16 protein-coding genes are annotated in these 17,759 nt (G+C 73.0%); 8 read left to right on the forward strand and 8 right to left on the reverse strand.

Going from position 1 to position 17,759, the window contains the following annotated elements; genetic code table 11:
* Positions 1–167: 167 nt before the first annotated feature.
* The 3 genes from BLT97_RS04885 to BLT97_RS04895 all read right to left on the reverse strand — a co-directional run bounded on the left by BLT97_RS04885 (position 168) and on the right by BLT97_RS04895 (position 2,349).
* Entirely contained in the window at positions 168–932 is a 765-nt protein-coding gene (locus BLT97_RS04885; protein WP_093607367.1) for a bestrophin-like domain, read from the reverse strand.
* Positions 933–1,004: 72 nt separating this feature from the next.
* Positions 1,005–1,205, reverse strand: a complete 201-nt coding sequence (locus BLT97_RS38870) for a hypothetical protein (RefSeq protein ID WP_176953643.1) — start codon at positions 1,203–1,205, stop codon at positions 1,005–1,007.
* A gap of 352 nt (positions 1,206–1,557) precedes the next feature.
* The gene (locus BLT97_RS04895; protein ID WP_176953644.1) at positions 1,558–2,349 is read right to left on the reverse strand and encodes a squalene/phytoene synthase family protein; all 792 of its coding nucleotides are present in this window, start codon (positions 2,347–2,349) and stop codon (positions 1,558–1,560) included.
* A 375-nt stretch (positions 2,350–2,724) separates the two neighbouring features.
* On the opposite strand from BLT97_RS04895, the gene BLT97_RS04900 reads away from it, so the two are divergent.
* From BLT97_RS04900 to BLT97_RS04910, 3 genes are read left to right on the forward strand one after another with little or no spacing between them, the layout of a single operon-like run.
* Positions 2,725–4,152, forward strand: a complete 1,428-nt coding sequence (locus tag BLT97_RS04900) for an EF-hand domain-containing protein (protein ID WP_143041308.1) — start codon at positions 2,725–2,727, stop codon at positions 4,150–4,152.
* Between the two features lie 9 nt (positions 4,153–4,161).
* A complete protein-coding gene (locus tag BLT97_RS04905) occupies positions 4,162–4,587 on the forward strand; it encodes a hypothetical protein (RefSeq protein ID WP_093607370.1) in 426 nt (141 codons plus the stop codon).
* A complete protein-coding gene (locus tag BLT97_RS04910) occupies positions 4,584–6,110 on the forward strand; it encodes an ABC1 kinase family protein (RefSeq protein WP_093607371.1) in 1,527 nt (508 codons plus the stop codon). Before BLT97_RS04905 ends, BLT97_RS04910 begins: the two co-directional genes overlap by 4 nt.
* Before the next feature lie 109 nt (positions 6,111–6,219).
* Here BLT97_RS04910 and BLT97_RS04915 read toward each other — a convergent pair whose 3' ends face one another.
* Both BLT97_RS04915 and BLT97_RS04920 read right to left on the reverse strand, forming a co-directional pair.
* Positions 6,220–7,221, reverse strand: a complete 1,002-nt coding sequence (locus BLT97_RS04915; RefSeq protein WP_093607372.1) for a TIGR03842 family LLM class F420-dependent oxidoreductase — start codon at positions 7,219–7,221, stop codon at positions 6,220–6,222.
* Between the two features lie 277 nt (positions 7,222–7,498).
* Entirely contained in the window at positions 7,499–8,086 is a 588-nt protein-coding gene (locus BLT97_RS04920; protein ID WP_093607373.1) for a dihydrofolate reductase family protein, read from the reverse strand.
* A gap of 190 nt (positions 8,087–8,276) precedes the next feature.
* Between BLT97_RS04920 and BLT97_RS04925 the strand changes: the two genes are divergently transcribed.
* Positions 8,277–8,906, forward strand: coding sequence for a maltokinase N-terminal cap-like domain-containing protein (locus BLT97_RS04925; RefSeq protein WP_093607374.1), 630 nt, complete (start codon positions 8,277–8,279; stop codon positions 8,904–8,906).
* Between the two features lie 142 nt (positions 8,907–9,048).
* A complete protein-coding gene (locus BLT97_RS04930) occupies positions 9,049–10,101 on the forward strand; it encodes a hypothetical protein (protein WP_093607375.1) in 1,053 nt (350 codons plus the stop codon).
* Positions 10,102–10,131: 30 nt separating this feature from the next.
* Here the strand turns inward: BLT97_RS04930 and BLT97_RS04935 are convergent, their stop codons facing one another.
* Complete coding sequence (locus tag BLT97_RS04935) at positions 10,132–12,633, reverse strand: DUF4132 domain-containing protein (protein WP_093607376.1); 2,502 nt, start codon at positions 12,631–12,633, stop codon at positions 10,132–10,134.
* A gap of 146 nt (positions 12,634–12,779) precedes the next feature.
* Here BLT97_RS04935 and BLT97_RS04940 point away from each other — a divergent pair, with 146 nt between their 5' ends.
* Positions 12,780–12,983 carry a hypothetical protein gene (locus BLT97_RS04940; RefSeq protein ID WP_143041309.1) on the forward strand — a complete coding sequence of 68 codons (204 nt, stop codon included), beginning with the start codon at positions 12,780–12,782 and terminating at the stop codon, positions 12,981–12,983.
* Between the two features lie 48 nt (positions 12,984–13,031).
* Here BLT97_RS04940 and BLT97_RS04945 read toward each other — a convergent pair whose 3' ends face one another.
* Complete coding sequence (locus tag BLT97_RS04945) at positions 13,032–13,853, reverse strand: SAM-dependent methyltransferase (protein ID WP_093607378.1); 822 nt, start codon at positions 13,851–13,853, stop codon at positions 13,032–13,034.
* 167 nt (positions 13,854–14,020) lie between these two features.
* Here BLT97_RS04945 and BLT97_RS04950 point away from each other — a divergent pair, with 167 nt between their 5' ends.
* A complete protein-coding gene (locus BLT97_RS04950) occupies positions 14,021–14,872 on the forward strand; it encodes an aldo/keto reductase (RefSeq protein WP_093607379.1) in 852 nt (283 codons plus the stop codon).
* Between the two features lie 118 nt (positions 14,873–14,990).
* Here BLT97_RS04950 and BLT97_RS04955 read toward each other — a convergent pair whose 3' ends face one another.
* The gene (locus tag BLT97_RS04955) at positions 14,991–15,929 is read right to left on the reverse strand and encodes a MerR family transcriptional regulator (protein ID WP_093607380.1); all 939 of its coding nucleotides are present in this window, start codon (positions 15,927–15,929) and stop codon (positions 14,991–14,993) included.
* Positions 15,930–16,086: 157 nt separating this feature from the next.
* Here BLT97_RS04955 and BLT97_RS04960 point away from each other — a divergent pair, with 157 nt between their 5' ends.
* The gene (locus BLT97_RS04960) at positions 16,087–17,694 is read left to right on the forward strand and encodes a dienelactone hydrolase family protein (protein WP_093607381.1); all 1,608 of its coding nucleotides are present in this window, start codon (positions 16,087–16,089) and stop codon (positions 17,692–17,694) included.
* Positions 17,695–17,759 lie beyond the last annotated feature (65 nt).

The raw sequence follows: 17,759 nt of genomic DNA on the forward strand, positions 1-17,759 counted from the left end.
TCCCCTCTTGAGGATTGCCGTGATGACACACCGAGCCGATGACGGAAACTGCCCACCCGACGGCTGGAATACACCCCTTGGGACGTGGCGGTACGGTCGCCCGGGCCGCGGCGGTCCGGTCAGCCGGAGCAGTGGTGCGCCGGGCGGCCGGAGCAGCGGCGCGCGGGTCAGGTACCGGCCGCCGGAAAGTGCTGGAGGAACGCGTCCGCGCCGATCGCCATCGAGCGGCTGAAGGGCGTGTCCATGTCCCAGATGAGGTAGAGCAGGAAGGCGAAGAGCGCGGAGTACAGGCCGGCCACCGTCAACTCCCGCGGTGTGCGCCGGATCTGCAGCGCGAAGACCATGCCGATGGACACCAGCGCGCCGGTGACGAGGCCGAACCACACCACGCCGGGCATGGTGGGTTCCGCCGCGGCCATCCGGTCGGCGCGGGCGTCGTCGGCGAGGGCGACCTGGTCGGTCATCGGCGCGTAGGCCTGTCCCTGGAGCTCGTCGCGCGGTTCGCTCTCCTGCACGGTGCGGCGCACGGCCGCGAAGAGCCGGTTCCCCTCCTCGGTCGGCCGGTGGTGCTCGGCCACGTGGGCCCACTCGCTGCGCACCGCGTACGTGACGTACGCGTCCACGCTGCTCCGGATCGCGGCACGTTCGGCCCCGGGGAAGACCTCGGCCCGCTCGTACACCTCGTGCAGCGCCTGGGCCTCGGTGTCCACGACGCTCTGGGCGGCGCCGCGGGCCTCCCACACGCCGGCGATCGCGAGGCCGAGCACGATGGCATAGACCACGCCGATCATCATCGTCATGTACTCGATCACGTCGGGGGTCTGCGTGGGATCGTCGTCGTCGCCGAGCCGGCGCCGGATGAGCCCGCTGGTCACGTAGATGACGGCACCGATCGCGGCCACGGCGGCCAGCATGACGAGCCAAGGAGGCATGCCCAACTCCGGGTGTGTGTACGGGTGGTGCGGGGTGGAGCGCTGTGCTGCGGGATGGCGGGTGTGCGCGGGTCAGCGTCGGCCGCGGCCCGCACCGAGCGCGGCGGCGGCGAGTACGGCAGGGGCGACGAGCAGCAGGGTTCTGGTGGTGAGGGCCCCGCCCTCGGGCTTCTCGGCGGCGGACGCTCCGCGATAGGCGCGCGGGATGGCGGGAGTGGGGCTCGGGGTTGGGGTGGGAGTGGGGGTGGGTCGCGGCGGCGGATCGGCGCGCACGGGGTCCGGCGGAGGAGCGGGTGGTGCGGAGGCCGGAGGCGGGGGTGGGGGCGGTGCGGGTGGAGGCGGTGGCGGCGGTGGTGGCCGTCTGGTCGGGGCAGGGGGCGGTGGCGGCGTGCGCCGGCAGGCTGCCCGTACCGCGTCCTCGACGTCCTTCTCTCGGGCGATCCGGGCGAGTTCACCGAGATCGAGGTCTGTGCCCGTGAAGCCGCAGCCTTCGGCCGGGAGGGCAGCGGGTGCGTGTGCCGTTGCCGCCGCGGCGGGCGTGACCGGCAGGACGGGCACCGCCACGGCCGCGGCGCAGACGAGCAGTGCGCCGGCCACTCTCAGCGGCACCGCGGCGCGCGGCGGCTCACTCCGGGACGGCATAGCGCTCGGCGAGGGCGGCAATGGTCTTGCGGTTCATGGGAGTTCCGTCCTGGAGCGCGGACAGGGTGGCGCGGAAGATGTCCAGAGTGAGCGCACAGAAATCTCTCACCGGCCCGCGGGGAATGGAGTCCGTGTACGCCTGCGCGCCGGGCAGATGCCTGCGCGCGTAACGGCACATGTCGTCCCTGGACCAGCCCTCGGGGAAGAAATCCACACCCCGCCCGAGGTCTGATTCACGGTTCCAGGCGATGTTCGCCGCCTGCACCGCACGGCCGAATGCGACGGCTTCGGGAAAGCGGGTGACGATCGCGGCGTGCCGGTTCCACAGGTCCGAGAGCGTGATGCCGATGGAACTCGCCACCGCGAAGGTGTAGCGGTCCAGATCGGCCTCATCCTTGATCCGGAATCCGGCCGCGACCCAGTCCGCCATCCGGTCGGCGAGCGCCGCGAGGGAGTCCCACAGGCGGGGCGCCATGTCGTGCGGCGGCAGCTGCACGGCCCAGCGGTGGAAGTCCCGTGTGACGGGCTCCAGTTGGGCGCGGTACGGGCGGAAGAGGTGGTCCACCTGCTGTTCCGTGAACGCATCCGTCTGTAGCAGGCGGCTCGCCCCGCGCAGCAGGGCGATCTTGGCCTCGGCAGGGAGGCGCGGGTGGTCCTCGATCTGGTCGAGGGCGCGGTTCGCGAGGTAGTACGCCGCGACCGCGTCCCTCAACTCCCCGTCGAGGCGCATGATGGGCAGGAAGAACGTCCTGCTCGTGCCCTTCAGCGTTTCCATGACGTGCGTATCCAGCATGTACTTCCGTCTCGTGGCATTCGGCGCTCCGCGTGGACGATTCCGTGTTACCCAGGGCGCTTTGACGGCATTCCGGGAGCGGGAATTTCCGCCGCAATCCGGGAACTCATCACTCGATCGTGTTCCCACACTCCGTGTCATCCCTTGATAAATCCCGGTGTTTGAAAGCACGGATGCCTGAACTGGCGCGGGAAAAGGCACTTTTGCCGCCGTCGGGAGTCCCGGTCGCCGCCGTCACGCCGCGTTTACGAGCGGCGGTCCCCAGGAAGTCTGCGGGGGCCGCGCCGTAGAAATGCGCCGGGCCGCCGCGTATCCGTACGACAGCGGCCGCCCGGCCTGTTCGCAGGAGGTACCTTCGTGAGTGACCTTCCCCTGCCCGGACCCGGATCGCTGTGCTGGCGGCTGCTCGGCCAGCGCAGAATGCTCCTCGTGACCGGCCGGGCGCTGGTCCTGGAGGCCGCCCTGCCGGCGGGCGGTGCGGCACTGGCCCGGCACTCCACGTACCGGACGCGCCCGCTGCGCCGGCTCGAACTCACCCTGGAGAGCCTGCAACGCCTCACCTACGGCGACCCGGACACCCGGGCCCGCGAGTTCGCCCGCATCCGCCGCGTCCACCGGCACATCAACGGAACCGATGAACAGGGCCGCCGCTACGACGGCCTGGACGACTCCAGCCGCACCTGGATCGCGGTCACGCTGTACGACGCGATGGTCACGATGGAGCGCCTGGGCGGACGGCCGCTCACCGAGGACCAGGAAGCGCAGCTGTACGACGAGTGGCGGCTCATCATGCTCGCGTTCGGCATGGCCGACAGCACCATCCCGCGGGATGTGGCGGAGTGCCGTGCGTACCTCGCGTCCATGGTCGAGGAGACCCTGGAGGACAACCCCGAGGTGCGCCATCTCCTCGGCGCCCTGTACGCCTCGCTGCCCCGGCCGCCGTGGCTCGCCCGCTGTCCGGCGCCGGTGTGGAAGGCGGCGTGCGCCCTCGCGGAGGTGGTGATGCGGTCCGTGCTGCGGGCCGACCTGCCCGCCGCGTACCGCCGGCGCCTGGGGCTCACCGCCCGGCGCCGGGACCGTGTCCTCTCGCGACTGGTGCACCGTACGGCCCGCAGTTGTCTGGCCGGACGGCCCGTACGGTGGCGGTACCTGCCGCTCGCGGCGGCCGCGCTCGAGGGCCGCCCGGTTCTGCCGCGCCCGGCGCGGCGGCGCGGCCCGGTGCCGGTGCAGCGCGCGGGCGATGCGCGCCCGGTCAGGGTGGGGCGCTTCTTCGACGAGGTGCTCGACCAGACCGGCGACGGCTATCTGACCCGCGAGGACCTCCAGGCCATGGTGCGTTCGGTGTGCTGGCCCCTGGACCTCGACGAGGACGCCGAGCAGCGGGTCTACGAGGCCTTCGACGCGTGGTGGGAACAGCTGGCGGGCCTGGACACGGACGGCGACGGCCGTGTCTCGCGGGAGGAGTTCGTGGCGGGCGCGCGGGTGGAGTCGCCGGCCGACACGGCGGCGGAGTCCGCGGGGGAGCCGCCGTCCGGTTTGCTCACCGCCATGGGAGCGGTCTTCGACGCGGCCGACAGCGACCGCAGCGGCTGTCTGGACCTGGCCGAGTACCGCCGGATCTTCGGCCCGAAGCTGCATCCGGACGACCTGGGCCGCGGGTTCCGTGAGATCGACCGGGACGGCGACGGGCAGATCACGAAACCCGAACTCCTCGACGCCCTGGCGCAGTTCTTCACCGCGCGCGGCGACACCGAGGCCGCCGTGCACCTGTTCGGCCGTTCCTGAGGAGTGCCCTTGCGCGACCACGACGAAGAGCACGAGTCCCCGGACGGGACCGCCGAGGGTCCACGGCCTGCGCGCAGGCTGCTGCGGAGCGCGGACGGGCGGCTCACCGAGGACCGACGCCCTGCCGAGGACGGGCGGCTCACCGACGACGGACGTCCCACCGACGACGGACGTCCCACCGGCGACGGATCCCCCGGTCGCACGGTCGGCCTCGCCGAGGTGCGGGCGCTGTTGCAGGCGGGCCAGCGGCTGCGGGTACGGGACGGGACGACGGGCGGGGACTGCACGCTGGACGTGGTCACCGAGCTCCTCGTCTCCGCCCTGCCACAGGAGGGCGCACTGCCGGGCGGTCTCGCGGGGCTGTTCGGAGGCGGACCCGCCGGACTCCTCGGCGGCGGTGGGCCGGGAGCGGCGGGCAGGGAGCGGGCCCGGTGACCCACGGACGCAGCTTCAAGGTCGGCCAGTTGATGACGCTGCTCGTCGCCGATGTGCTCACCTCGCGCGAGCGCATCGGCGTCGAGCACACCGAGCTGGCGCGCAGACAGCGCCGCGCCCGCCGCATCCGGGAGGTGATCGAGCACCTGGGGCCGTTCTGGGTGAAGGTCGGACAGATCCTCGCCACCCGATCCGATGTCGTCTCCGACGCCGTCCTGGCACAGCTGGCCGGGCTCCAGGACTCCGTGCACTCCGAGCCGTTCCCCGTCTTCGAACCGGTGCTCCGGCAGCAGCTCGGCCCCCGGTGGGCCGCCACGTTCCGGGAGATCGACACGGAGGCACCGCTCGGCTCGGCCTCGCTCGCCCAGGTCTACCGGGTGGTGCTCGCCGACGGCCGCGACGGCGTGCTCAAGGTGATGCGGCCCGGCACCCGGGAGCGCGTGTACGCCGACATGGCGTATCTGCGGCGCGGGGCGCGGCTCGCGGGCCACGCGGTGCCCCGGATCGGGTCCGTGCTCGACGTCGAGGCGACCCTTCAGGTGATCTTCGACTGCATGCAGCCGGAGCTGGACTTCACCACCGAGGCCAAGCACATGGCCCAAGGCCGGCGCATGGCACGGGACTTCAAGGGCATCCACATCCCCGAGGTGTATCTCGCCACGCCCGAGGTCCTGTTGCAGAGCACCGCACGGGGCACGGCGCTGAACCAGACGGACCTGTCGGAGTTCTCGGCCAGGCAGCGCCGCCGGATCGGCCGCGACCTGCTCACCTTCATGTACCGGGGCTACTTCGTGGAGCGGATGTTCCACGCCGACCCGCACCCGGGCAACATCTTCGTGCACCCGGAACACGGCGCCACGCTCATCGACTGGGGCATGGTCGGCCGGATCGACCGGAACCTCGGGTCACTCGGCATCATGGCCCTCACCAGCCTGGCCCAGAACGACGCGCGCGGTCTCGCCTCCGCCTGGACCGAGATGGGCCGGGCGACCCCGTTCGCCGATCTCCTCGGCTTCCAGGAGGACATGACCCGGCTCGTGCCGCTGATCACCGCAGCGGCCCTGGAGGACCTCGACTTCGGCGTGGCCCTCACCCAGGTGCTTCGCTGCGCGGCCCAGCGCGGGATCCGCACCAGTCCCATGGTCGGCATGCTCGGCAAGTCGATCACCAACATCGAGGGCTCGGTGCGCCTGGTCGCCCCCGAACTGTCCGCCCTCGACGTCTTCGAGGACGCGCTCACCGACGTCATGGTGGAGCTCGCGCGCGATGTGCTCTCCCGTGAGCAGGCGGCCCGCCGGGCCCTTGAGCTGATCCTGGCGGCCAACTCGACCTTCGACCAGCTCCGTTCCACCCTGCGCGACCTGGCGAACCGTGAACTGACCATGCGCATCGGCCTGTTGCCCGGACACGGCATCGGCAGCGACAGCAACGGCATCCTGACCCGCCGTGTCGCCCCGGTGGTGGCGGGCGGGCTCGCGGTGTGGGGCGTACGGCGGCTGACGGGCCCGCCGAGGAGCGGCTGAACGCGGCTGACCGGCCCGCCGAGGAGCGCTGAACCCGGCCGGTCGGCCGCTCCGCGCCCGGTGGACGCGGCGAGCGCGCCGTGAGCCCCGTCCCGCGCGCTCCGCCCCCTCAGTCCTGGAGCGCCGGAATGACGGAACTCCCGTACGCGTCGATGACCTGCTCCCGTGCGTCGTGCATCGCGTACACCGCGAACTGGTCGACGCCCAGCGCCTTCAGCGTGCGCAGCTTCTCGATGTGCGCCTCGACCGGGCCGAGCAGGCAGAAGCGGTCGACGATCTCGTCCGGCACGAAGTCGGTCGACGGGTTCCCGGCCCGCCCGTGGTGGCTGTAGTCGTAACCCTCGCGCTGCTTGATGTACGCGGTGAGGGCCTCGGGCACGAGCGAGGAGTGCTCGCCGTAGCGGGAGACCAGGTCGGCCACGTGGTTGCCGACCATGCCGCCGAACCAGCGGCACTGCTCGCGCGCGTGCGCGAGGTCCTCGCCCACGTACGCGGGGGCGGCCACACAGATGGTGACGGACGACGGGTCGCGCCCGGCCGCCTCCGCGGCGTCCCGTACCGCGCGCACCATCCACTCGGTGAGGAACGGATCGGCGAGCTGGAGGATGAACCCGTCGGCCTTCTGCCCGGCGAGCGCCAGCGCCTTCGGGCCGTACGCGGCCATCCAGACCGGCAGCTTCCCGTCCCGCACCCACGGCAACCGGATGGCCGCACCGTCGACTTGGGCCTCCCGTCCCTCGGCGAGATCGCGGATGACGTCCATCGCCTCGCCCAGCCGGGCAAGGGTGTTGGGCTTGCGTCCGGCCACCCGCATCGCGGAGTCGCCGCGCCCGATCCCGCACACCGTGCGGTTGCCGTACATGTCGTTGAGGGTGGCGAAGGTGGAGGCGGTGACCTCCCAGGTGCGGGTGCCGGGGTTGGTGACCATCGGGCCGACGGTGAGCCGCTGCGTCTGGGCCAGGATCTGGCTGTAGATGACGAAGGGCTCCTGCCACAGCACGGCCGAGTCGAAGGTCCAGCCGTAGCGGAAGCGGTTGCGCTCGGCCCGCTTCATCAGGCTGATCACCTGCGCGGCCGGCGGGTCGGTCTGCAGAACGAGTCCGAAGTCCATGCTGGTCTCCAGGAATCAGGGCCCGCGTCGGGTGGTTCGCGACCTGCGTCTCCGGGGGCGCTTCCGCAGGCCGTGGGCCACCGGGAAGCGACCATCGTGGACTTGTTCCGAGGGGTTGGCAAGAGGGCTCTACGCGTGTCCACCCAGACGGTTTCCCCGTCCTGCCGCCGTACGGGGACACGCACGCCGGCCCCGTACGGCGGCGGTCGTCGCCCTCGCCGTACGGGGTCACCGTTGTCCTGCCGTACGGGGCGAGCCGTAGTCCCGTCGTACGGAGTCAGCCGTTCTCCCGCCGTACGCGGTACGCGAGGTGCAGGACGCGCTCGCCCTGGATGACCACATGCGGATCCTCGAGCAGATGCTGGGCGGCGACCGAGCCGAAGAACCGCTTCCCTGACCCGAACACCACCGGCACCACGTCCATCGCGACCTCGTCCACGAGACCGAGCGCGAGCGCCTGACCGCCCACGTCCCCGGCGGCGACCCCGACGGGGCGCTCCCCCGCCAGTTCCTGCGCCTTCGCGATCGCGCCGCGCACGTCGGTCGCGAAGTGGTACGAGGCTTCGGGGTGCCAGCCCTCGGGCTTGGGCCGGTGCGAGACCACGACCACGTGCTCGCCGGCGGGCTGGTTGCCCTCCCAGCCGTTGGTCATGTCGAAGAGCCGGCGCCCGATCACCAGGACGCCGAGTGCGTTCCACACGGGCTGCACATAGGCGGCCGACACCTTCGAGACCCGCGGTCCGCCGGGCCCGCCGAGGTCCACGTCGCCGTTGCCGTACCACTCGAAGAGCGGCCCGACCTCGTCGTTCTCATCGGCGATGAACCCGTCGACGGAGACGACGTTCTGCATCACTACCTTGCCCATGGCTGCTCCCGTGGTCCGGTGGGCCCGCGCGGCCCTTCACCTGGACAGACCGCCGGCGGCGCGGGAAGTCATCGGTCCGGGGCCCACTGCGCCCCGGCGGTCCGTGACCTCGGCGCGAGGCGGCGCCGGCGGGATGAAAGGGTGGCCGGAGACGGCGATCGCAGCCCGACTTGCTGGAGGACACTTCCGTATGGCCGAGATCCACCGCACGACCCTCACACCCGCCAAGCTGGAACTGCTCACCGGCTGGCTGCCCGGGCGGCCCTGGTACCGGGGCGGCGGCCGGGCACCGCAGCTCGCGAAGGCCGGCGGGTTCCGGCTCGACGACCCCGCGGGCGAGGTCGGGATCGAGTTCATGGTGGTGCGCGATGCGGAGGTCGCGTACCTGGTGCCGCTGACCTACCGGGGCGCTCCCCTGGAAGGTGTCGAGGACGCGCTGATCGGGACCGCCGACCACGGCGTGCTCGGCAGGCGCTGGGTGTACGACGGGTGCCAGGACCCGGTCCTGGTCGCGGAGTTGGCGGCGTTCTTCGAGGGCCGGGTGAAGGCGCAGGCGCAGAGCATCAGCGACCAGGAGGACCGTGAGGTCCTGGCCGCCTACGAGGGCGGCCCCCTCGGCGACGCCGGGATCGCGGCGGTCACCGACACGGAGGCCGGCACCGAGATCCGGTTGACCGGTGGCGCCGTGCTGCGTCTCGTGCGCGTGCCGGAGCCCGGCGAGGGCGACGCGACGGCCGCCGGGCGGGTGACCGCCGTATGGCAGCCGCCGGAGGACGCGCAGGAGCGCGGGACGTTCGTGACGCTGCACCACGGAGCCTGACCGCAGGTCCCTGCCGGATCACGGAGCGGCCCACCCCTCCCAGGCACCCCTCCCCTCCCTTCCGCCCCTGTGCGATCATCGCTCGGCGGGCGGAGGGGATCCGGGAGTCGAACGCCCGCGGGAACAGGCAGGGGGCGGGGAGTTGAGCAGCCGCAAGGACGAGTCGGGGTCGTCGATACCGGACGACGAGTGGGAGCGGTTCCTGCGCGAGGCCGAGTCCGGCACTCCCGGCGCACCCGAGGAACCTTCGGCGCGGGCGCGCATGGTGGCCGGCCGGCTGCGGGCGCAGCCGCAGCAGCCGGAGGCGTGGCGGGCCCATCGTCCGCCCCGGGAGCGGCGGTTCAAGGCCTGGCAGGTCCTCGGACTCCTCCTCGCCCTCGCCGCGCTGGTCCTGGCGCTCTGGCCGGGGGCCCTGTCCGGGCTGACGGGCGGCGGCAGCGGCAGCCGCGGAGCGGGCGGCGGCGCGGACGCCGGGCAGGCCACTCCGAGCGACCCGTTCAAGGGCTCCCCGGCCGCCGGCTGGGCCGAGGGCGCGGCGGGCATCGAGCGGCCCGAGGCGCGGGCCACGGGCTGGATGGACCAGCGGCAGGTCGACGAGGCCCTCGACGCTTCCCTGGACTTCCTCACCGAGTCCAACCTGGACCCCGACGTCCTGCGCGGCGGCCGCCCCGACACGGCGATCGCCCTGGTCAACCCGCACCAGAAGGACGTCCGCGGCCTGCTCACCACGGCGCTCACCGAGCCGACCCGCGACAACGACCCCCTGCTCCTGTTCACGCGCTACCGCACCGACGAGGTCGAACTCGTCGGTGACGTGGTCAAGTCGCGCGGCGGTCTCACGTACGAGGAGGGCGAGCACGGCTCGGTGGTCGTCACCGCGGACGTCACCTTCGTCTACCCCTTCGTCCGCACCGGCGGGGACGACGAGGTCACCCGCACCATCGTGCGCCGCGAGCTGGTGATGAGCTGGGACGACCCGGCCGAGGTGAAGACGGAACCCGGCACGTTCTCCTTCCTCTCCTACAAACTCCATACGACGAACGGCGGTTGTGACGTCTTCGGCTTCCTCTCGCCCACCTTCACGGAGGACCACAAGCCGGCCGACGGCGGCCCGTCCCTGGATCCGTACGACCGCACCGAGGGCCTGGAGGGCACGGGCCGCGGCGACGCCTGCGAGACGGCGAGCCGCTCCTGAGCCGACGCCGCCCGCGCGTCACCGGATGCCTCAGCCTTCTCCCCGTATCTGCCGCAGGATCGTCCCGTCGGTGATCTTCGTGTCGGCGGCGAGCAACAGCGCCTTGCTCAGGATCAGCGACAGGCGGTCGTCCTCGAACGGCAGGAACACCCGACCGCCGCCCGAGGGCGCGCGCCCCGCCGGCACGATGCACAGGTACCGGTCGTCCGGCGCCATCAGGACGTTCGCCGACCCGAGATGAATCCGGTACGTGGCCAACTCCCCCCGCACGACCAGGAAACGGCCCTCCAGTGCGCACCGGTCGGCGATCTTCAGTCGGGGGACGATGCGTTCCAGGGCCGCGCGGCGGATCTCGGCACCGGCGGTCAGGGTGCCGAAGGCGGTGGTGCGCCAGTAGGCGGTGTGGCGGTGCTCGCCCCGGTCGGTCCACTCGGGGTCGGCGGCGATGGAGGTCACACCGATGAAGAGGTCCGCGTCGCGCATCGCCTCGCTGAACACCAGCGGCGGCACCTCGGTGAGCGGTGCCTCGCGCCACTGGCGGCCGGTGCGGCGCTCGAAGCGGACCTGGTCGGTGGCGGCGTGCGCGGGCGAGTGGTCGAAGTCCTCGTCGGCGGGCTCGTGGTGGAGTACGGCGCGCCAGGTGCCGTCGGCGAACTCGCCCCGTGCGGCACCGTCGTATCCCCCCTCGTGCCGCCCGAGGTACCGGGCCTGCCAGCCGCGCTCCTTGAACAGGGCGTAGAGCTGCTGGTAGCGGACGATGTGGGCGGCGAAGCGGTTGGAGTAGGTCCGGGTCTCCTCCTCGGCCGGCGTCAGCAGGTAGATCTCCCGGAAGGCCTGCTTGAAGGGCTGGCGCAGCCGCTCGGCCATGAGGTGCTCGCGCCATCCGCGGACCTCGTCGGCGCAGGAGCGGGCCGGGTGCCAGAGGCGTACGCGGGAGGCTTCGGCGGGCGCCGCGCTGCCGGGGGCAGCCGGCCGCCAGGGGCCGTCCGCGGTGCGGAACTCCCAGATCAGGGCGCGTGTCAGGACCCCTGTCACGGGGTGGTCCCGGTAGTGGCGGCGCCACTCGTCGTACGGCCACTCGCGTTCGGTGGACAGCAGGGCCTCGACGCGGGCGCGCTCGCTCGCGAGGGTGCCGCGCAGCTCCTTGGCGAAGGCCTTGGCCTGCTTCAGTCCCTCGGCGTGCTGCTTCTTCACCGCTGCGGGGGCCGTGCGGGAGGTGGTGCCATCGGGGCGGACGTAGGTGAGGCGCACGGTGGTGGCGTCCTCGATGGTGACGCGCACCTGGTGGTCGCCCAACTCCCAGGCGCGGAGGCCGTCCTGGCCGAGTCCGTGGTCGGGCACGGTGCGCTCGACGAGCTGCTGCGGGGTGATGCCCTGTTGGCCGGCCGCGGTGGTCAGGGCGGTGTCGAGCTGCTTGCGCAGGGCACGGTGCCTGATGCGGGTGCGCAGCCGCCAGAGGGCGTCAAGGGAGGCCGGGTCCCCGGTCTCGGACAGCGCGTTGAGGGCCGCGCCCGCCAGCTTGAGGTCCTCGAGGATGCCGCGTTCGGCGCCGCTCACCCGCAGCGCGAGGGTGCCGAGGTGCCGCACGGCGGCCGGTCCGTCGGACAGCGCGGCGGCCCAGACGAGGCCGCGGACGAGGTCGCCGTCATTCTGGTGCGCCACGTAGTGGTGGTGGTAGTCGTCGGGCAGCCAGGCGGTGTGCGGGCCGTGCCCGCGGCTGCACACCGTCTCGCCCTCGGCGAGGTCCCGCAGGGTCGCGGCCACCGCGTCCGCGGCGTCGGCGGCCGCCATGAGCTCCTGGCAGGTGCCTCGCCACTTCTGGGACGGGCGGGGTCCGGAGAGTGCCGTGAAGTGCCTCAGCAGAGCGGCGAGTTCGGCCGTCGGCTCCTTCTCGGCCCGCTCGCGCAGCGCCGCGGCCCAGGGCGCGCGGGCCGGCAGCAGGGCGGCGGGAAGGTCCGCCTCGTCCGCGCTCGCGAGGAGGGAGCTCAGCCGGCGGCTGAGCCGGGAGCGCACGGGCGCCTCCATGCTCCGGTCCCGCAGCGCCACGTACGCCTGCCGCACCCAGGGCGCGATGGCGCGCCGTTCCTCCGTGCCGAGCTGCTCGGCGGCGTCGAGCGCAAAGGTCAGGCCGTCCGCGAACCACCAGCCCGTGTCGTACTCCGCGACCCGCGCGAGCAGCACGGCGGCCTCGGGCGCCGTCCACCCGCGCACCCGGCGCAGCAAGGGCCGTATCTCGTCCCCGTGGTGCCACAGGGCGACGGCGTCGGAGCGCGCGGCGAGCATCAGACAGAGGACCGCGGCCCGGCCGTCCTCGTCGCCGCAGGCGGCCAACTGCTCGTCCACGGCGGCCCTGGTGGCGGAGGCCCGCAGGTCCGAAGCCCGCGTGCAGTCGAACCTGAGCGCCCGCGCGTGCGCCTCGCGCTGCCGCTCCAATACGTCGGGCAGCCACCGGACGCGGTCGAGCGCGGCGAGGCGCACCTCGTCCAGGGAGTCGTTCTTGCGGGCTTCGGCCGCCAAGGTCTCGTACAGCATGCCGGGATCATGGCAGGGGGGTCTGACAATGCGGTCCCCGCGCGGGCCATGCGATCCCCGCACGGGCGGCGGCGCCCCGCGGACGAGGCTGGCGACGCCGGCGCCGGCCCGCCACCATGGGGCGGGCCGACGCACAAGGGGGGTTCATGAAGCCACGGCTGTTCCTCATCATCGGAGCCGTCGCGCTCGCCGTCGTCTGGACGGTCATGGCGCGGGCCTGGAGCGACAAAGGGTGCAGCCCGGGGCAGGGGTACGCGCTGGTTCTGACGAAGGTGGGCGCGCCCGACGACCACGAGGGGTGTCAACAGGGCCTGGAGGGACCCGAGTTCACTAGCGCGTACGTAGGCTGAGGCCCCGCACCTCTCACGGTCTGCGTACCAAGGTGCACCCGCCCGTGCTCACGGCTTGCGCGCCACTCCGCCCGCGCACGAGACCGGGACCGCCTCGCCCCAGCGGTTCGGCTCCGGGCGCCAGCGCTCGACCGAGACCACGCCGGGTTCGAGGAGCTCGAGGCCGTCGAAGTAGCGGGCGATCTGCTCGATGCTGCGCGGGGTGTACGGGACGGCGCCGCTGTTCTTGTTGTGGCGTGTGATGGCCTCGACGTACGCGGGGTCGGCGTCCGAGCCGTCGTACAGGGCGAGGTAGCTGCCGGAGGGCAGGGCGGCGAGCAGCCGGTCGACGAGGGCCTGCGGCTTCTGCTCGTCGGTGACCAGGCCGAGGATGCCCATCAGCATCAGCGCGACCGGCTGCGAGAAGTCCAGTGTGCGGGCCGCCTCGCGCAGGATCGTTTCGGGATCGCGCACGTCCGCCTCGATGTAGTCGCACGCCCCCTCGGGTGTGCTGGTGAGGAGCGCCTGCGCGTGGACGAGGACCAGCGGGTCGTTGTCCACGTAGACGATGCGCGCGTCCGGGGCGATGGACTGGGCGACCTCGTGGGTGTTGTTGGCGCTCGGCAGGCCGGTGCCGATGTCGAGGAACTGGCGGATGCCCGCCTCGCCCGCGAGGTGGGAGACGACGCGCGTGAGCATCAGGCGGGACTGCCGCGTCACGTCGCGCATGCCGGGATAGACCTCGACGACCTTGTCGCCGGCCATGCGGTCGACCTCGTAGTTGTCCTTGCCGCCGAGGAGGTAGTTCCAGATCCGCGCCGAGTGCGGCCGTGACACGTCGATCCGGCCCTGTACCGCGGAACCGGACTTCTCGGACTCTTCGTTGGCCACGGTCGGCCCCTCCCTCTGTTCGAACCGTCCGAGGTCAACTTACGGGTTTGCGCAGCTTGTTGGGAGGTCCTCGGCCGAACAGCCCGGGAATCGACTGCGGTGTCGGACCACGCTGTTAGCGTGATCGTCCGCCGGCAGCGGCCGGCGTGGAGCGAGGGGGAAGCATCATGGGGGCAGCGGACAGGACGACGTTCCGGATCGGCGGGGATCTGGAGGTGGGGCGGCTCGGTTTCGGCGCGATGCATCTGCCGGCCGGGCCCGGCGCGGACCGGCAGCAGTCGGTGGCCGTGGCCCGGCGGGCCGTCGAGCTCGGGGTCACGCTGATCGACACGGCGTACATGTACGGCGGGGGCGAGAACGAGAAAGTGCTGCGCGAGGCCCTGCACCCGTATCCGGAAGGCTTGTTGATCACCACCAAGGTGGGTGTGGCGCTGACGGGGGCGCCCGGTGAATGGGAGCTGGACGGCCGCCCGCAGGTGTTGCGCGAGCAGGTCGAGCGGGCGCTGACGCGGTTGGGCGTGGAGCGCATCGAGCTGCTCCAGCTGCACCGCATCGACCCGAAGACCCCGCTCGAGGACCAGCTCGGCACTCTGCGCGAACTCCAGGACGAGGGGAAGGTCGGGCGGCTCGGCCTGTCCGAGGTGTCGGTCGAGGAGCTGCGTGCGGCGCAGCAGATCATCGATGTGGCGAGCGTGCAGAACCGCTACAACCTCCTGGACCGCGAGCACGAGCCGGTGCTCGCCGCGTGCGAGCGGGACGGCATCGCGTTTCTGCCGTGGCGCACGGTGGCGTGGGGGAACGCGGGCGCACGGCAGGAAGTCGCCGCGGTGGCGGCCGAGTCGGGCGCCACGCCCACGCAGGTGGCGCTCGCGTGGCTGCTCGCCCGTTCCCCGGTCATGGTGCCGATCCCGGGCACGGCGAAGATCGCGCATCTCGAGGAGAACGTGGCGGCGCAGGATGTGCGGCTGACGGCCGAGCAGTTGGGGCGGCTGGACGGATTGGGGGCGCTGCCCGCGTGAGGTCCGGCGGGCCGCCGCCGGGTGCAGGCCGTCGGACCGGGCAGCCGCCCCCACTCCGCCTCAAGCCACCGCCAGCCGCTCAGGCCGCCCCACTCCATCTCAAGCCACCGCCAGCCGCTCAGGCCGCCTCCTGCCGCACCTCCGCCGTCAGCGCCGCGAGCAGCCAGTCGTGCGACTCGCCCGGGGTCGGCGCCGGCCGCTCCCCCGGCGGCGTGGTCACCTCGGACACCAGCTCCCAGTAGCCGTCGAAGCGCGGATCGGCGGCCAGTTGGTCGGCGAGGGCGCGGCGGAACGCGGGGGTGTCGCGGTGCCCGGCCACCGCCGCGTACGTGTGCACGAACGAGACCAGCGCCTCGCCGGAATGCGGGGCCGCACCGGCCAGGATCTGCCGGTTCGCCAGCTCGTACGCCTCGGCGAGTCCCGTGTACAGGAGCGCGGACTCGCGGGCGCCCGCCGAGCCGTGCGCGGCGGGCTGCGTGGGCTCCTTCACGGTGCAGGGGCGCGTGACCAGGGCGTTGAGGCGGGCGAAGGCTAGGACCTGGCCGGCGGTCGGGCTGTCCGGGGGCTGCGGCACGGCCACGTCGAGGAAGGCCGCGGTCGCCTTGGCCGGCATACGCACCGGCAGCCACGCACGCCAGAACCGGGCGAGCGGCTCGGTGCTCGGCGGGGTGCCGAGCGCGCCGATCAGGTGCAGCCGGTCGGCGCGTTCGCGCTCGGGCGACTCCTGTACGAGGCGGAGTGCGGCCTCCTGCCAGCGCAGCGCGGCCAGTTGGGAGCCGAGGGTGCGCAACTGGCCCGCCACGGCGTCCTCCAGGGCGCCGGCGCGCTCCTCCACGATGCGCCGGACCTCCGGCAGCGGGACGCCGAGGCCGCGCAGGGAGCGGATCAGACGGAGGCGGTCCAGGGCGTCGGGCCCGTAGCGCCGGTGGCCGCCGCCGCTGCGCGGGCGTTCGGGCAGCAGGCCGCGGTCGGAGTAGAAGCGGACCGTCTTCACCGTGGTCCTGGCGTGCTCGGCGAGCTCGCCGATGCTCCACGAACCCTCGGGCGGTGTCGGCATCTGCCCCTCCCTCTCCTGCGGCCGGTGCGCGCCCCCGCGGCCGGTTCCGGGACGCGCGGGCCATCCCTTGAACCTCCCTTGGGGGGAGTTCCTAACGTACCCGCGACCTCGGACCGGCTGCGGACCGGTGCGCGGGCGACGGAGGAGGGAGTACGGGATGACCCGGTTCATTGTGGTTCCCGGCCTGTTCACGGGGGCCGGGATCTGGCAGGAGACGATCGACGCGCTGCTCGCGGCCGGCGCGAAGGCGGAGGTGGTGGAGGCGCCGCGTACCGGTGAGGGCGCGGCGGCCGTCGACCTGGAGGCGCACATCGCACGCGTGGTCGCCGCGATCGACGCGGACGGCGGCGGCGTGGACCGGGCCGGCGTGGTCAGGGGCGACGCTGACGGGGGCAAGGCGGACGGGAGCGACGCGGACGCGGGCGACGGGCAGGCCGCGGCCCGGAACGCACCGGAGGTGGTCCTCGTCGGGCACGCGTACGGCGTGTACCCGGCCGTGGGCGCGGCGGACCGACGCGCCGGTCAGGTCGCCCGCGTCGTCTACGTGGACGGCCCGCTGGTGCAGGACGGCGCGGTCGCCGCGGCCACGGTGCCCGACCCCGAGCTGCGCGAACTCCTGGGGACTGCCGACCAGTTGCCACCGCCCGACCGCGAGGAGTGGGCGCGCTGGGGCAGTACGGCCGGCCTGTCCGACGCCCACCTTGACCGGCTCACAGCCCTGGCCGCACCCCATCCGTCCGGCACCCTGGTGCAGCCGCTGCGTCTGACCGGTGCGGCCGCGGCGCTCCCGACGACCGGGGTGCTGTGCGCGGAGAGCGGCTCGACCATCGCGACGGTGCGCATGCTGGTCGGCTTCGGTGATCCGGCCCTTCAGGCGCTGGCCCGTCCGGAGGTCACGTTCTTCGAACTGTCCACCGGGCACTGGCCGATGCTGTCGCAGCCGCGCGAACTGGCGCAGGCCCTCCTCGACGCGGCCGCGGGCCGGGGCGTCAGCCTCGCGGCGGACGAAGAGCCGGAGACGCCGGGCTACCTGAGGCCCTTCCTCCTCGACGTACCGGAGATCGCACCGGAGATCGCACCGGTACGCGACGGGAGCGTGGACTTCTTCTTCCCGGCCACGGACACCCCTTCGGCGCCACCGCGCCCCGCCGTGGTGATCATCCACGGCGGGCCGGTCCCCGCGGGGATGCGCCCGGAGCCGCGCGAGTGGCCGACGTTCGTCGGATACGCGCGGTACGCGGCCGCGCGGGGGGCGGTGGGCGTGACCCTGAACCACGGCCTGCACGACGTCTCGGACTACCCGCGGGCGGCGGCGGACCTGGCGGCCGCGGTGGATCAGATCCGTGCCGATCCGCGCGTCGACTCCTCCCGCATCGCCCTCTGGTTCTTCTCGGGCAGCGGCCCCCTGACGACCCCGTGGCTGAGTGCCCCTCCCCCGTGGCTGCGCTGCCTCGCCGCCAACTACCCGATCATGGCCCCGCTCCCCAACTGGGGCCTGCCCGCCGGGCACTTCCGCCCGGCGGACGTGGTCGCCTCCGCGGGCCGCCTGCCGCTGGTCCTCACCCGCGCGGGCCTGGAGACCTCGGCGATCGCGGCCACGGTCGCGGAGTTCGTCACCGCGGCTCAGCAGGCCGGCGCCCGCCTGCGCCTCGTGGACGTCCCGAACGGCCACCACGCTTTCGAGGGCCTCGACCCGACGGACGAGTCCCGCGCGGCGGTACGGGAGGCGATGAGACTGGTCCTGACGGAACTCGGGCTCGCCTGAGGGGGAGCCCGCGGACCCTGTGGAGCTGTGGAGCCTGAGCGCAAGGTCCCGGCAACACGACGGCC

It is taken from the genome of Streptomyces indicus, from assembly GCF_900100315.1.
Taxonomy (GTDB): domain Bacteria; phylum Actinomycetota; class Actinomycetes; order Streptomycetales; family Streptomycetaceae; genus Streptomyces; species Streptomyces indicus.